Origin of the sequence: Rahnella sp. AN3-3W3, from assembly GCF_003263545.1 — a bacterium.
In the GTDB taxonomy this organism is placed as follows: Bacteria; Pseudomonadota; Gammaproteobacteria; order Enterobacterales; family Enterobacteriaceae; genus Rahnella; species Rahnella variigena.
In genome coordinates this window covers 1-13,920 of record NZ_JYDG01000020.1, presented here as the reverse complement: position 1 = coordinate 13,920, position 13,920 = coordinate 1, and the positions used below count along the sequence as shown (strand labels likewise).

The 13,920-nt window shown below is 54.1% G+C and carries 14 protein-coding genes; 7 read left to right on the top strand and 7 right to left on the bottom strand.

Annotated elements, in window-relative coordinates:
- Positions 1 to 49: 49 nt before the first annotated feature.
- The 6 genes from UC15_RS07700 to sapA all read right to left on the bottom strand — a co-directional run bounded on the left by UC15_RS07700 (position 50) and on the right by sapA (position 6,828).
- Positions 50 to 1,252, bottom strand: coding sequence for a peroxidase-related enzyme (locus UC15_RS07700; protein ID WP_112287908.1), 1,203 nt, complete (start codon positions 1,250 to 1,252; stop codon positions 50 to 52).
- A 253-nt stretch (positions 1,253 to 1,505) separates the two neighbouring features.
- A complete protein-coding gene (gene sapF, locus UC15_RS07695) occupies positions 1,506 to 2,315 on the bottom strand; it encodes a putrescine export ABC transporter ATP-binding protein SapF (protein ID WP_112287907.1) in 810 nt (269 codons plus the stop codon).
- Complete coding sequence (gene sapD / locus UC15_RS07690) at positions 2,315 to 3,307, bottom strand: putrescine export ABC transporter ATP-binding protein SapD (protein ID WP_112287905.1); 993 nt, start codon at positions 3,305 to 3,307, stop codon at positions 2,315 to 2,317. Before sapD ends, sapF begins: the two co-directional genes overlap by 1 nt.
- Positions 3,307 to 4,197, bottom strand: a complete 891-nt coding sequence (sapC, locus tag UC15_RS07685) for a putrescine export ABC transporter permease SapC (protein WP_112287903.1) — start codon at positions 4,195 to 4,197, stop codon at positions 3,307 to 3,309. The genes sapD and sapC overlap by 1 nt, the downstream gene beginning before the upstream one ends.
- The gene (gene sapB, locus UC15_RS07680; RefSeq protein ID WP_112287902.1) at positions 4,184 to 5,149 is read right to left on the bottom strand and encodes a putrescine export ABC transporter permease SapB; all 966 of its coding nucleotides are present in this window, start codon (positions 5,147 to 5,149) and stop codon (positions 4,184 to 4,186) included. The genes sapC and sapB overlap by 14 nt, the downstream gene beginning before the upstream one ends.
- Positions 5,146 to 6,828: an ABC transporter substrate-binding protein SapA gene (gene sapA / locus UC15_RS07675; RefSeq protein WP_112287900.1), complete on the bottom strand. Its 1,683-nt coding sequence runs from the start codon at positions 6,826 to 6,828 to the stop codon at positions 5,146 to 5,148. The genes sapB and sapA overlap by 4 nt, the downstream gene beginning before the upstream one ends.
- A gap of 236 nt (positions 6,829 to 7,064) precedes the next feature.
- Between sapA and zigA the strand changes: the two genes are divergently transcribed.
- Positions 7,065 to 8,252: a zinc metallochaperone GTPase ZigA gene (zigA, locus tag UC15_RS07670; protein WP_112287899.1), complete on the top strand. Its 1,188-nt coding sequence runs from the start codon at positions 7,065 to 7,067 to the stop codon at positions 8,250 to 8,252.
- Between the two features lie 220 nt (positions 8,253 to 8,472).
- On the opposite strand, the gene pspF is transcribed toward zigA, so the two are convergent.
- Positions 8,473 to 9,480 (bottom strand): phage shock protein operon transcriptional activator, encoded by a 1,008-nt coding sequence (gene pspF, locus UC15_RS07665; RefSeq protein WP_112287898.1) that lies wholly within the window; start codon positions 9,478 to 9,480, stop codon positions 8,473 to 8,475.
- A 233-nt stretch (positions 9,481 to 9,713) separates the two neighbouring features.
- Between pspF and pspA the strand changes: the two genes are divergently transcribed.
- From pspA to UC15_RS07635, 6 genes are all read left to right on the top strand, one after another.
- The gene (gene pspA / locus UC15_RS07660; protein ID WP_112287897.1) at positions 9,714 to 10,385 is read left to right on the top strand and encodes a phage shock protein PspA; all 672 of its coding nucleotides are present in this window, start codon (positions 9,714 to 9,716) and stop codon (positions 10,383 to 10,385) included.
- An 89-nt stretch (positions 10,386 to 10,474) separates the two neighbouring features.
- Positions 10,475 to 10,702, top strand: coding sequence for an envelope stress response membrane protein PspB (gene pspB / locus UC15_RS07655; RefSeq protein ID WP_013576050.1), 228 nt, complete (start codon positions 10,475 to 10,477; stop codon positions 10,700 to 10,702).
- Positions 10,702 to 11,061, top strand: coding sequence for an envelope stress response membrane protein PspC (gene pspC, locus UC15_RS07650; RefSeq protein ID WP_112287896.1), 360 nt, complete (start codon positions 10,702 to 10,704; stop codon positions 11,059 to 11,061). The genes pspB and pspC overlap by 1 nt, the downstream gene beginning before the upstream one ends.
- 97 nt (positions 11,062 to 11,158) lie before the next feature.
- Positions 11,159 to 11,404: a phage shock protein PspD gene (locus tag UC15_RS07645; protein ID WP_112287894.1), complete on the top strand. Its 246-nt coding sequence runs from the start codon at positions 11,159 to 11,161 to the stop codon at positions 11,402 to 11,404.
- Positions 11,385 to 12,782, top strand: a complete 1,398-nt coding sequence (locus UC15_RS07640) for a YcjX family protein (protein WP_112287892.1) — start codon at positions 11,385 to 11,387, stop codon at positions 12,780 to 12,782. The genes UC15_RS07645 and UC15_RS07640 overlap by 20 nt, the downstream gene beginning before the upstream one ends.
- Positions 12,779 to 13,846, top strand: a complete 1,068-nt coding sequence (locus UC15_RS07635; protein WP_112287891.1) for a YcjF family protein — start codon at positions 12,779 to 12,781, stop codon at positions 13,844 to 13,846. Before UC15_RS07640 ends, UC15_RS07635 begins: the two co-directional genes overlap by 4 nt.
- Positions 13,847 to 13,920 lie beyond the last annotated feature (74 nt).

Here is a 13,920-nt window from a genome sequence, read left to right as displayed (position 1 = left end):
AATCCTGCCGGAATGAAACGGAACAGCATGAAGCGTAATGCGGGCAAACTTACCGGTTAAGGGTATCCCCCAGCGTCTGGATCAGACGGTTTGACCAGCTGAACAGCGCGGCAGTCAGCAGGATATCCAGAGATTGTGTTGCCGAATAACCGGCATCTGATAATCCGTGCAACTGGCGTGCATCAAAACGTTCCGGTGTGCGGGTCAGCGTAATCACGGCATCCAGCAGTGCGGCTTCTTTTCTGTCGGACAGCGTTTTCGACAATGCATCAACTGCATCGTCGCGATGATTTTCTTCGAACAAGGAACCGATAATGGCTTCGTTGCCATTAGCTTCCAGATACAGACGACCGTGGATCCCTGCGCAATACAGGCAGCCATTTAACTTCGAGGTCGCCACGGCAGACAGCTCGCGCCAGGCCGCTTTCGGGCGCTCACCGGCCTGCATCACGTGATTAAAGACGGCTGAGAATTCACTCAGCGCGTCGGCATCATGCACCAGCAGCGTATAAAAAGATGAAGAGCGCGCATCGGGCGCGATTAAATCCAGAACATCCTGCTGATGCTTGCTGGCGGTCTCCGGTGCCACTTCCGGCAGCCTCGATTTCCATTGCAGCATGGCCAGAGAAAACCCTTTCTGCTCGCAGCCTTCAGGCGCAGGGAAGCCAGGGAGCACGGCGGCGGCACGCCCGCGTAGACCATTCACGACGGCCAGTACTCGCGCCTGATAACTGACAAAACCGATCAGCTGCGTAAATGTCACAATATCCCGCGTACTGAACCCGACGTGGCTGAGCTGATCCAGCATGGACGGCGTGATAAGCGTAGGCTGAGTGGCGAGTAACCGGGCGAACTGAGTGATATGAGTCTGGCGGATATTACTTTCACGGGAGGCATCAGGGCTGGAGAGCGGGGCGAGGCGGGCGGCGTAGTGGCTACAAAGTGATTGTACGCCGGTCACCTGCGCAACGGTCAGCGCACTGCTCAGACGGTCATATAAAGAAAGCGTTTCTGTACGCGATACGCTCAGATTATCCGGGAAAAGCACCTCGTAGCAGGCGCGGGAAGCACGCAGAAGTTTCTGGCGTTCGTTGAGCAGCTGGCGAAGTGTCGGATCAAGCTGATTATCCAGCCCGAGCAGAAAGCGATCCTGAACTAACGCAGCATGGGGATCAAGCGGCAGGTGACCATACTGGCTGGATTGTGTTTCATGATACCAGCCGCTGTGCGCGGCCTTGCGTTGTTGTTCCATGAACGGGTCCTTTGCTTCAAGCCTGGCATCCAGGCAAATTATCAGACCCTATCCTTGCCGATACTGTTGTCGATATAAAATAATGTTAAGCGATAAACCATATCTAAAAGGAATAGAAAACGGCAAATATGCCAGAGGAACGGGTTTGGTCGCGAATTTCATCGGCAATTTACCCGATTGCAAAGATAAAAAACGGCGCCCGTTTCAGGCACCGTTTGGTATTCAGTCAGTTAATCGCCGCTTCTGCTACGCGCTAATTTCCATCGCGCCGCCAGGCATCTGCCGTGAGTGCTTCACCAAAGTGACTGGCGATCAGCCTTTTAGTCAGGTCATGCAGCGGTGCCGCCAGCACTTCGGCGGTATTGCCGCGTTCGACCACTTCACCTTCATGCATCACCAAAACCTGATCACTGATGTGTTTCATCATGCCAAGATGCTGGGTGACATAGATGTATGAAATGCCTTGTTTTTCCTGCAACTCCAGCATCATGTTGATGATTTGCGAACGCATGGACATATCCAGAGACGCCAGCGCTTCATCGGCAACAATCACTTTGGGTTGCAGGATCAGTGCCCGCGCCAGGGCAACGCTCTGCTTCTGACCGGACGCCAGCATGTGCGGATAATAATTCGCGTGGTCCGGCAGCATACCGACCAGCCGCAGGGTCTGGTTGATGCGTTGTTCACGCTGCTGCGCGTCCATTTCACTGTTGAGGCGTAAAGGCGCTTCGAGCAACTGACCAATTCGCTGACGTGGATTGAGCGATGTGCTGGGATCCTGAAAAATCATACGGATTTGCTGGCTGCGGAAACGATAATCGCGAAACGCCAGCGGATGATCATCAATCAGAATTTCGCCGCCGCTTGGTTCAACCATGCCGGAGAGCATTTTCGCCAGTGTCGATTTCCCTGAGCCGTTTTCACCGATGATCGCCAGCGTTTGTTTTTCACGCAGGGTAAAGCTGACCGGTTTCACCGCATCCAGATTCATCCTGCGGAACAAACCGGTGCGATAACGGAACGTTTTGCTCAGATTACGGACTTCGAGCAGGGTTTCGCCCATTATTGCTCCTCCATGTTCAGCGGGAAGTGGCAGGCGTAAGCATGTGTTTTTGCCAGACGCAGGCGCGGCGTTTCGATGCACTTTTTTTGCGCGTAAGGGCAGCGTGGCCCCAGACGACAGCCAATCGGCAGATGTTCCAGAGAAGGAATCGCCCCCGGCAGCGTATTCAGCCGGCTTTTATGTGGCAGGGAGCGGCCAAAATCAGGCATCGCTCGGATCAGTGCCTGCGTGTAAGGATGATGCGGTGCAGACAGCAGTTCTTCACACGCCGCGCTTTCAACGGTCTGACCGCAATACAACACGTTTATGCGGTTCGCCCATTTACTCATCATTTGCAGGTCGTGGCTGATCAGCAAAATCGTGGTGTTATTGTTCTGATTCAGCCGGGACAGCAGGCGGAAAATCTGCGCCTGTGTGGTCGGCTCCATGGCATTTGTGGGCTCATCGGCAATCAGTAAACGCGGCTGATTCGCCAGGGCGATGGCGATCATCACTTTCTGGCATTCACCTTCAGTCAGTTCGTACGGATAACTGGCCATGATGTCTTTGTGATCTTTAATCCCGACGCGGTGCAGCAGCTCAATGGCGCGTTTCTTGCGCCACTTCCAGCGCTGATACCAGCGGCCTTTATAGGTCCAGCCGGGGATTGCCTGAATTAACTGACGGCCAATACTCTCGGAGGGATCGAGACAGGATTGTGGCTCCTGAAAAATCATCGACACGTTTTGCCCGACCAGTTTGCGCCGCTCGCGTGGCGACAGCTGCAACAGGTCGATGTTATCAAAGCGCATACGGTCTGCCGTCACGCGCCAGTTATCTTTGGTTACGCCGCAGATAGCTTTGGCAATCAGGCTTTTGCCCGAACCAGATTCACCCACCAGCCCGCGGATTTCACCGGCATTCAGCGTCATGCTGACGCGGTCAACCGCTTTGACCGGCCCGTCGGCAGTCATAAATTCAATGGTCAGATTGCGGATATCGAGTAAAGGCATTATTCCACTCCCGCATTAATCGCCCGACGCACACCGTCACCCAGCAGGTTGATCAGCAACACGCTGATGAGAATGGCGGCACCCGGCAGCATGACGGTCCACGGCGCGACATACACCAGTTCAAGTGAATCGCCGAGCATCGCTCCCCATTCCGGAGAAGGTAATTGTGCGCCCAAATCCAGAAAGCCTAATGCGGCAATATCCAGAATTGCCATCGACAAGGCGCGGGTAAATTCTGTTGCCAGCACCGCCACAATATTGGGCAATACGGCATAACGCAGAATCTGCCACGTCGATGCGCCGTCAAGACGTACCGCAACCACATATTCTTTTTCCAGCTCGTCATGCACCGCGCTGTAAATGGTGCGTGAAATGCGTGGCAACAGCGCCAGCCAGACGGCCAGCATCGCGTGCTCGAGTTTCGGGCCGATAAAGGCCACCACCACAATCGCCAGCAGCAGGGAAGGGATTGAAAGCAGGGTATCCAGAATATGGTTGAGAATGGCTGATTTCAGCCCGCGGGTGATGCCCGCCAGCACGCCAATAATAACGCCACACAGCGACGCCGCGAGGGTAATCACCAGCGCACCACCGATAGTCGGTGCCGCACCCGTTAACATCCGGCTGAGTAAATCCCGGCCCAGATCGTCCGTGCCGAGGAAGAATGACACGTTGCCGTAGCGCGACCATGAAGGCGGCAGCAACTGGTAGCCGAGGAATTGCTGGTCGAGCGCGTACGGCGCCAGCAGATGGCCGAAAATACACAAAAACAACAGTCCGAGCACGCCATAAAAGCCGATCATTGACAGCGTGTCGCGATAGAAAATTCCCCACGTGTGGCGCAGCGGACTGGGTACTTGTTTTTCGCGGTATACATTATCGAAGGGCATACCATTCCTTATGTTTCAATGGATTCATCAATGCACCGAGAATGTCAGAAAGCACGTTAACCACAATCACCAGCGAGCCGACCACCATCACGCCTGCGGAAATCGCAGCGTAGTCCTGCTGGCGGATAGCATTAATCAGCCAGCGGCCAATCCCCGGCCAGTTAAAGACCACTTCGGTGATCATCGCCAGCGTCAGCATGGTCGAAAATTGCAGACCAAGTTTAGGAATGATTGGCGGCAGCGCGTTATGCAGCACATGACGGCGGATAATCGTAAACCGTGACAAACCGCGCGTGGCGGCGGCTTTCACGTAGTTTTTCGCCAGCACATCGTCGGTGGAAATTCGCATCAGACGGATAACCTCCGTCGTCGGCGCAACGGCCAGCGCAGCAATCGGCAAAACCATGTGGCGGATGGCGCTCATGATCATCTCATGGCGATAAGGTGAATCAGACAGCCATGCATCCACCAGCGTCAGGCCGCTAACGGTTTTCAGCTGATAGAGTAAATCAAGGCGACCGGATACCGGCAACCAGCCGAGTTGCATCGAGAAAAACAGCATCAGTAATACGGCCAGCCAGAATACCGGAATGGAAAAGCCGAGCAGGGCGAGGCTGCTGATCGCCACATCCGGCCATTTCCCGCGCATGACACCCGCGAGAATACCCAGCGGAATTCCCACTATTAACGCCAGCGCAAAAGCCAGCACGCACAGTTCCATGGTCGCCGGGAATACGGCTTTGAGCTGATAGGTAATACTTTCGCCGTTAATACTCGACACGCCAAAATCAAACTGGCAGATGCCCATAAAATAGAAACGGTAAGCATCCCATAATGACGCACCGCGCAACGGCGCGTTGGGTGTAAAATAGCTCAGGCTGAACGCCACCAGGCTGAGGAAGAACAGCGTGGCGATCAGCAGCAATATGCGACGTAACGTGAAGATAATCATGGGGCTTTCCTTCCTTCGTCATCACGGCTTTTCTCATTTTCACGGAAGACGCCAGCAAACGAGGAGTTACCAAACGGGCTCAGTACCAGTCCTTTGATGTCGTAACGGTAAGCCTGAAGCCGCAGGGAAGAGGCCAGCGGTAACACCGGCAGTTGCTGCTCAAGGATTTTTTGCGCCTGCTGATAAAACTCAATGCGCTGTGAAAGTTGCTGTGACAAAAGCCCCTGACGCAGCAATTCATCAAATTCAGGGTTACACCAGTGAGCATAGTTTGTCTGCGAGTGGATCGCCGCACAACTGAGCATCGGGCGGAAGAAACTGTCTGGGTCGTTACTGTCCGTTGACCAGCCTGTGAGCGTCAAATCGTGGTTCATTTCCATCAGCTTCGCTTCCTGGAAACGCCCTTCGACCGGCACAATGGTCACTTTAATCCCGACCTGCGCTAAATCGGCCTGGATCAGTTCGGCAGTTTTTAGCGGACTTGGGTTAAATGACTGGGACGCCGTCGGTACCCACAAATGCAGATTGAGTTTCTCCTGACCGAGATCTTTCAGTATTTGCTTCGCTTTTTCAGGATTGTATTCCGTGACCTGAGCATTGCTGTCATAAGCCCACGACGCACGCGGCAAAATCGATGCGGCGGTTTCTGCCGTGCCGTAATAAATCGACTGCATCAGGCGCTGATTATTGATAGACAGCGCAACCGCCTGACGGATACGCGGATCGTTAAGCGGTGCTTTATTGGTATTGAAGGCCAGATACGCGACGTTCATACCCGGACGCAGGGAAAGACGCAAACGCGGATCTTCACGCAAAATCGACAGCTGGCTGGCCGCAGGATACGCCAGCACATCACATTCGCCGGTCAGTAATTTTGACAAACGTCCGGTGCCGCCGACGCCCATATCAATCACCACCTGCGACATACGCGGCGTGCCTTTCCAGTATTGCCCGTTACGTGCCAGACGCACGTACTGACCGGTGCGGTATTCACCCAGCTGGAACGGGCCTGTGCCCACCGGCTGGCGATCAATTTCTTCTTCATTACCGGATTTGGTGAGATTCGCAGCATATTCCGCCGAAAGCACCGGCGCGTAGTGCGTTGCAAGATGCCAGAGGAAAGAAGCGTCAGGATTATTGAGACGAAACTCGACCGTGTAGTCGTCGAGTTTTTTGATGCTTTTCACTGCGCGGGCAAATTGCAGGCTGTCGAAATACGGATATTCCTCGCCGTTCACCGCGTGATAGTGATTTTTCGGATCCACGATGCGCTGGAAGCTGAATAACACGTCATCAGCGTTCATTTTGCGCGACGGCGTAAACCAGCCGGTTTTCTGGAAAGGCACGTCTTTGCGCAAATGGAAACGGTAGGTCGCACCGTCATCCAGCACTTCCCAGCTTTGCGCCAGTTCGGGGATCAGGCGATAGGTATACGGGTCAACGTCCAGCAGACGGTCATATAACTGCGCGGCAAGTGTGTCGATAATCAGCCCGCTGCTGGCTTTTTGCGGGTTAAAGGTATTGACCATGCCATTCACGCAATAGACAAAGCCGCTCTGGCGAATATCTTTCACCGGCGTAGTGACTGCCGTCGGGCTGGCGTGTGTTGGGGCAGTCTCAGCAAAAACTGCTGTGGACAAGCCGCTCAGTAAAAGCATCCACAAAGTTAGACGACGCATAAAGGCTTCAAAGTTAAGGTGCAATAGCCTAAGTGTACCGTACTCTGCGAGGTACCCCAACCCATGAGCAAATCAGTGTGTAGTCCTGCGGCACTTCGCGCAAAAACCGTTCGTTTTCGACAAAAAAGTGGCGCTGAAAATAAAACCCTTGAATTTGGATTGTTGTTGTTATGTTATATTATAACAATAATCGCAGGCGAAGTATTCCTGCACTGTCCTTCGAAAAGAGGTTAACGATGTCCTTACTCCCCGTTACCGTGTTGTCCGGCTTTCTCGGCGCCGGTAAAACGACCGTTCTCAACCATATTCTGAATAACCGCCAGGGGTTACGCGTGGCGGTGATCGTCAATGACATGAGCGAGGTGAACATTGACGCCGCCCTGGTGGCCAGTGAAATTACCCTCGACCGCCAGCAGGAAAAACTGGTGGAAATGAGCAACGGTTGCATCTGCTGTACCCTGCGGGAAGATTTGCTGATTTCCGTGCGTGAGCTGGCGCAGGCCGGACGTTTTGATTATCTGCTGATTGAATCAAGCGGGATTTCGGAACCGCTGCCGGTGGCGGAAACCTTCACCTTTGAGGATGAAAATGGCGAAAGCCTGTCGCAGTTTGCGCGCCTCGACACGCTGGTGACCGTCGTCGATGGCGTTAACTTTATGCAGCAATATCAGGAAGCGCGCAGCGTGCAGGAGGCTGGTGAAAGTCTGGGTGATGACGATACGCGCAGTGTAACGGATTTACTCATCGACCAGATTGAATTCTGTAATGTACTGCTGGTCAGCAAAACCGATCTGCTCGACAGCCAGCAGCAGCGCGAAGTGATAGCGCTGTTGCGGAGTCTGAACCCCGATGCGCATATCATCCCGATTTGTCCCGGCAGCCTGCCGGTTGATGCCGTACTGAATACGCACCGTTTTGATTTTGCTAAGGCGCAACTTGCGCCGGGATGGCTGAAAGAGCTGCGTGGCGAGCACACGCCGGAAACCGAAGAGTACGGCATCAGCAGCTTTGTCTACACCGCGCGCAGGCCGTTTGATCCGGATAAGTTTTACCGCGTGGTGCATGGCGACTGGGGCGGCGGCACCTTACTGCGGTCGAAAGGTTTCTTCTGGCTGGCGACGCGTCCGCGTTTTGCCGGGCAATGGAGTCAGGCGGGGGGCATTGCGCGTTATGGTATGGCGGGGATTTTCTGGCGGGCGCTGCCGGAAAGTGACTGGCCACAGGACGAGGAGACCCGCGAGCATATTATGGAAAAATGGCTGGAGCCGTTCGGCGATATGCGTCAGGAGCTGGTGTTTATCGGTCAGCATCTGAATAAAGCAGAGATTACACGGCGCCTGGATGCGTGCCTGTTAAGCGAAGAACAGATGGCGGAAGGCATCGAAAGCTGGGTGGCGATGGCCGATCCGTTCCCCGAATGGTAGTCCTTAATGACGTTAAGGGTGTTCAATAAGTAGCCATAACGTCATTGTGGTAATGAGAAATATTCTCAACAAAATGCTTTACAGACGATACTGAGAACCATTATCATTCTTTTCACCGGACGAGAGGCGACCCGCCAGGGCGTTAATCGCGAGGTACGACATTGCTCACATTGCTTCCAGTATTACTTAGCCAGCTCGGGTGCTGGCTTTTTTTTGCCTGTTATTCAGGCGCTTCCTGTGCATTCACCTGTATCCCATGCTTCTTCAACATTCCGCGCAATTGGTGATATGTCACGTTCAGCAGTTCGGCTGCCTTGCGCTGATTAAACCGCGCCTGCCGTAAAGCCTGTTCAATCAGATTTTTTTCCTGCTCCGTCACCCACTGTTTGAGATCTAAGGGTAACGCCGGCAGATTGTCGTGCTGCCGGGTATCTGCGGGCTCCGTGGCAGAAGTGCGCTGTGCAAACGGATTCAGGATAATGTTATCGAGCGGAAAATCGCTGGTGCCATGGCGGTACATCGAGCGTTCGACGACGTTTTTCAGCTCGCGGATATTGCCCGGCCAGCGGTAGGCCATCAGCGTCTCACGCGCATATTCCGTAAATCCGGGGAATAAGGGCAGCGAAAGTTCCCGGCACATTTGAATGGCGAAATGTTCCGCCAGCAACATGATGTCCTGCTGACGTTCGCGCAGCGGCGGCAACTGCACCACATCAAATGCCAGCCGGTCGAGCAGGTCGGCGCGGAACTTTCCTTGTGCCGCCAGTTGCGGTAAATCATCGTTAGTTGCGCACACCAGACGCACATCCACCTGCAACGGCTGGCTGCCGCCGACGCGCTCCAGATGGCCGTATTCAATCACGCGCAGCAGTTTTTCCTGCACCAGCATTGGCGCGGTCGCCAGTTCATCGAGAAATAACGTGCCGCCGTCCGCGCGTTCAAATCGTCCGAGATGGCGTTTCTGCGCGCCGGTAAATGCGCCCGCTTCGTGGCCGAACAGCTCGGAATCGAGCAGGTTTTCATTCAGCGCCGCACAATTGAGCGAAATAAACGGCCCCTGCCAGCGGGGCGACAGATAATGCAGACGGTGCGCGATCAGTTCTTTACCGCTGCCGCGTTCGCCGGTGACCAGCACCGGCTTGTTCAGCTTCGCCAGTTGAGAGACCTGTTCCAGCACTTCTATAAAGGCGTTGGCTTCGCCGAGCAAATTGTCTGTGTTATCTGTCATTTGGCATTCCTTGTGTGGTTAAACACACTAACTCTTAGTGAAAATAATCATCTCTAAAAACAAGCATAGCAGAGACGCAAATAAAAAATTCAATTTATTCATGGAGATAATGATTTTAAAAAGTTGGCACGGATCCTGATATAGGTTTATCGCCGCAGTTGAAAATTTTCCTGCGGATTTGACCGGTAATCATTTGGCCGGAAACCAAACAGAAACAAAGAGGAATTTCGATTATGGGTATTTTTTCTCGCTTCGCTGACATCATTAACGCCAACATCAACACCTTGCTGGATAAAGCTGAAGATCCGCAAAAACTGGTTCGTCTGATGATTCAGGAAATGGAAGACACGCTGGTGGAACTGCGTTCGACCTCCGCCCGTGCGCTGGCAGAAAAGAAACAGCTGATCCGCCGTATCGATCAGGGTGAAGCCCAGCAGAACGAATGGCAGGACAAAGCCGAACTGGCGCTGCGCAAAGATAAAGACGATCTGGCCCGTGCGGCGCTGATCGAAAAGCAAAAGCTTTCCGAGCTGGTCACTACGCTGAAAAACGAAGTGACTGTCGTAGAAGAAACGCTGGATCGCATGAAGTCAGAAATTGGCGAGCTGGAAAGCAAACTGACCGAAACCCGTGCGCGTCAGCAGGCGCTGACCTTACGTCATCAGGCTGCGGCCTCTTCACGTGACGTTCGTCGCCAGCTCGACAGCGGTAAAATTGATGAAGCGATGGCGCGTTTTGAGCAGTTCGAACGCCGCATCGACCATATGGAAGCGGAAGCTGAAAGCGTCAGCATCGGCAAAAAGAAATCGCTGGATCAGCAATTTGCTGAACTGAAAGCTGACGATGAAATTAGCGCACAGATTGCTGCCCTGAAAGCTAAAATGAACGGCAACCAGGACGCATAATGTTTGCCATTAAACCTGCCTGTTCGCAGGCAGGTTGTTGCAGGATAAACGCCGTAACCGGTAATAAAAAAGACTCATAAGGAGAGACAATGAGCTTCCTGTTTTTAGCTATTCCGCTGACCATTTTTGTTTTATTCGTGGCGCCCGTCTGGTTGTGGCTTCACTACAGCAATCGCCAGCAAAATGGCAGTCAGCTTAGTCAGCATGAGATGCAAAATCTCACCAGTCTGACCCATGAAGCGCAACGTATGCGCGAACGTATTCAGGCGCTGGAAGAAATTCTCGACGCCGAACATCCGGGCTGGAGGCAATCATAATGGCGACCCGTCTGTCTGAGAAAAAACTCTATCGCGTGCCGGAAGAGGGCGTGGTTAAAGGCGTACTGGCCGGGCTGGCGCACTATCTGGGCGTGCCGGTAAAACTGCTGCGAATCATGGCCGTGCTGTCGATTTTCTTCGGTTTATTCATGTTCACCGTCGTGGCGTACATCATTCTCAGCTACGTGCTGGATCCGGTACCGGCCAGCGAATATGAAGATGAAAATGCGCCATCGCCGCGTAACTTGCTGGAAGAAGCCGACCGCGAACTGAAGGCCAGCGAACAGCGTTTACGTCAGGTAGAGCGCTACGTCACCTCGGAAACTTTTGGCGTGCGCAGCCGGTTCCGTCAGCTTTAATTCTTTACCTGCAATTCTTATCAACCACTTTGCCTCTGGCTGCCGGACGTTGTTCCGGCTGCTATTTTCTTTCTCACCTCCCGCTTAAGGAATCTTTATGATCCGTTACCTGAATTCCTCGCTGCCGGGTAAGCGCAGCCTGTTTTCGAAAATACTGAACATCGCGCTGACGCTGGCGCTCACGTTCGGTCCCGCCGGACTGGCAGCACGCGTGCTGGGCGTGGTGGGAAAAGGGCCACTTCGGTATGTTTTAGCACTATTATTAGAACCGTTATTCAAACGTATTCTTACCGCGCTGTTTGGGCGCTACGCCAGGGAGAGCAATGAAAAGACTACAAGATGAGTTTAATTCACTGATCAATCGCGGCATGGACAGGCATCTGCGGCTGGCCGTCACTGGTTTAAGCCGCAGCGGAAAAACCGCTTTCATCACCGCCTTCGTTAACCAGCTTTTACATATGCACAGCGGCGCACGTCTGCCGCTGTTTTCGGCTGCCCGCGAGGAGCGCCTGCTCGGCGTAAAGCGCGTTCCCCAGCGTGATCTGGGCGTGTCGCGCTTTGCCTATGACGAAGGGCTTGCGTCGCTTTATGGCACGCCGCCCGCGTGGCCAACGCCAACCCGTGGTGTCAGCGAAATCCGCCTGGCATTGCGTTACCGTTCCAACGATTCCCTGCTGCGTCACTTCAAAGATACCTCCACGTTGTATCTTGAGATTGTGGATTATCCCGGAGAATGGTTGCTGGATTTGCCGATGCTGGAACAAAACTATCTCGACTGGTCACGCCAGATGGCGGGGCTGTTGCAGGGCGATCGTGCAGAATGGGCGAAGCCGTGGCTTACGCTGTGCGAACAATGCGATCCGCAGGCACCGGCTGATGAAAATCTGCTGGGCACGATTTCACAGGCCTACACCGATTATCTGGTGCGCTGCAAAACCGAAGGGTTGCACTTTATCCAGCCGGGGCGTTTTGTTCTGCCGGGAGATATGGCCGGTGCGCCCGCACTGCAATTCTTCCCCTGGCCGGAGCTGAACCGCTATTCTGATGCCCAACTGGCGCAGGCGGATAAAAACAGCAATCTCGGCATGCTGCGTGCGCGTTTCGACTATTACTGTCAGCACATCGTGAAAGGGTTTTACAAAGATCACTTTGTGAAATTTGACCGCCAGATTGTGCTGGTGGATTGCCTGCAACCGCTCAACAGCGGTCCGCAGGCTTTCAACGATATGCGCCTCGCGCTGACACAACTGATGCAAAGTTTCCATTACGGCAAACGCACGTTGTTCCGCCGTTTGTTTAATCCGTGCATCGACAAACTGATGTTTGCCGCCACTAAAGCCGACCACATCACCGGCGATCAGCACGCCAGTCTGGTGTCTCTGTTGCAGCAACTGGTGCAGGAAGCCTGGCAGAACGCCGCTTTCGAAGGCATCAGCATGGACTGCGCCGGTCTGGCGTCGGTTCAGGCGACGGAAACCGGCATGGTGGAATATCAGGGGCAAAGCTTACCCGCGCTGAAAGGCCACCGGTTGCAGGATGGCGCGCCGCTGACGGTGTTCCCCGGCGAAGTGCCTGCGCGTCTGCCGGGACATGCGTTCTGGCAAAAACAGGGATTCCATTTTGACGAATTTCGTCCGCGTGAAATGAGCGTGGATACGCCGTTGCCGCACATCCGTCTGGACGCGGTGATGGAGTTTTTACTGGGAGATAAAATGCGATGAGCGAACCAATAAGACCGCGTATCGATTTTGAAACGGAATTAAAAGCCCCGCCCGAACCGGTGATCAAACCGGCGCTGGCGTTTGACGAACAGATTTCAGAACGTTTTATTCCGGTCACTGCTGAAACCGATGAACAGCAGGAAGAAGGCGAAGCCGAAGCAGTGCTTAACCGTGCGCTGAAACCGCGCCGCAGTTTGTGGGGTAAAATTGTTCGGTTAGGCGTGGCGGTGCTGGGGATCAGCGTGGTCGCGCAGGGCGTGCAATGGGTTCACGAGGCGTGGATCCAGCAGGACTGGGTGGCACTCGGCGCATGCACAGCGGGCGGGCTGATTATCCTCGCCGGTGTCGGTTCGGTGGCTACCGAATGGCGGCGCTTGTACCGCCTGCGTCAGCGCGCCGATGAGCGTGATGAGGCACGTGAATTAATGCACAGTCATGGTTTAGGGCAGGGACGCGCATTTTGCGAAAAACTGGCAGCGCAGGCCGGACTGGATAACAGCCATCCGGCATTACAACGCTGGAAGGCGTCATTGCACGAAACGCAGAATGACCGTGAAGTGGTCGAGCTTTACGCGCGATTAGTTCAGCCGGTGCTCGATGCACAGGCACGGCGTGAAATCAGCCATTCAGCAGCCGAATCGGCGCTGATGATCGCCGTCAGCCCGCTGGCGCTGGTGGATATGGCGTTTATCGCCTGGCGCAACCTGCGTCTGGTCAACCGCATCGCCGTGCTTTACGGCATTGAACTGGGTTATTACAGCCGCATCCGTTTGTTCCGCCTGGTGCTGCTGAATATGGCATTTGCCGGCGCGTCCGAGCTGGTGCGTGAAGTCGGTATGGACTGGATGTCGCAGGATCTGGCGGCGCGTCTTTCAGCCCGTGCGGCACAAGGTATCGGTGCCGGATTGCTGACTGCCCGTCTGGGTATCAAAACCATGGAACTCTGCCGTCCATTACCATGGCTGGATGGCGATAAGCCGAAATTAGGTGATTTTCGCCGCGAGCTTATCGGCAAGTTGAAAAACAGCATGGTGAAGAGCGATAAAACGAAAGCGGGTGTTTGATTCTTACTGATATTTTCCAATGATAAAAAAAGCCCCCGCATGTGGACTGCACCCAAAAAGTTGGACACCCAACT

What these genes read in the sequence shown, in the direction of transcription:
- pspB (WP_013576050.1), top strand. Translation starts at nt 10,475, where the DNA reads ATGAGCTTCCTGTTTTTAGCTATTCCGCTGACCATTTTTGTTTTATTC.
- UC15_RS07700 (WP_112287908.1), bottom strand. Translation starts at nt 1,252, where the DNA reads ATGGAACAACAACGCAAGGCCGCGCACAGCGGCTGGTATCATGAAACA.
- pspF (WP_112287898.1), bottom strand. Translation starts at nt 9,480, where the DNA reads ATGACAGATAACACAGACAATTTGCTCGGCGAAGCCAACGCCTTTATA.
- sapB (WP_112287902.1), bottom strand. Translation starts at nt 5,149, where the DNA reads ATGATTATCTTCACGTTACGTCGCATATTGCTGCTGATCGCCACGCTG.
- UC15_RS07635 (WP_112287891.1), top strand. Translation starts at nt 12,779, where the DNA reads ATGAGCGAACCAATAAGACCGCGTATCGATTTTGAAACGGAATTAAAA.
- UC15_RS07640 (WP_112287892.1), top strand. Translation starts at nt 11,385, where the DNA reads ATGAAAAGACTACAAGATGAGTTTAATTCACTGATCAATCGCGGCATG.
- UC15_RS07645 (WP_112287894.1), top strand. Translation starts at nt 11,159, where the DNA reads ATGATCCGTTACCTGAATTCCTCGCTGCCGGGTAAGCGCAGCCTGTTT.
- sapF (WP_112287907.1), bottom strand. Translation starts at nt 2,315, where the DNA reads ATGGGCGAAACCCTGCTCGAAGTCCGTAATCTGAGCAAAACGTTCCGT.
- zigA (WP_112287899.1), top strand. Translation starts at nt 7,065, where the DNA reads ATGTCCTTACTCCCCGTTACCGTGTTGTCCGGCTTTCTCGGCGCCGGT.
- sapC (WP_112287903.1), bottom strand. Translation starts at nt 4,197, where the DNA reads ATGCCCTTCGATAATGTATACCGCGAAAAACAAGTACCCAGTCCGCTG.
- sapA (WP_112287900.1), bottom strand. Translation starts at nt 6,828, where the DNA reads ATGCGTCGTCTAACTTTGTGGATGCTTTTACTGAGCGGCTTGTCCACA.
- pspC (WP_112287896.1), top strand. Translation starts at nt 10,702, where the DNA reads ATGGCGACCCGTCTGTCTGAGAAAAAACTCTATCGCGTGCCGGAAGAG.
- sapD (WP_112287905.1), bottom strand. Translation starts at nt 3,307, where the DNA reads ATGCCTTTACTCGATATCCGCAATCTGACCATTGAATTTATGACTGCC.
- pspA (WP_112287897.1), top strand. Translation starts at nt 9,714, where the DNA reads ATGGGTATTTTTTCTCGCTTCGCTGACATCATTAACGCCAACATCAAC.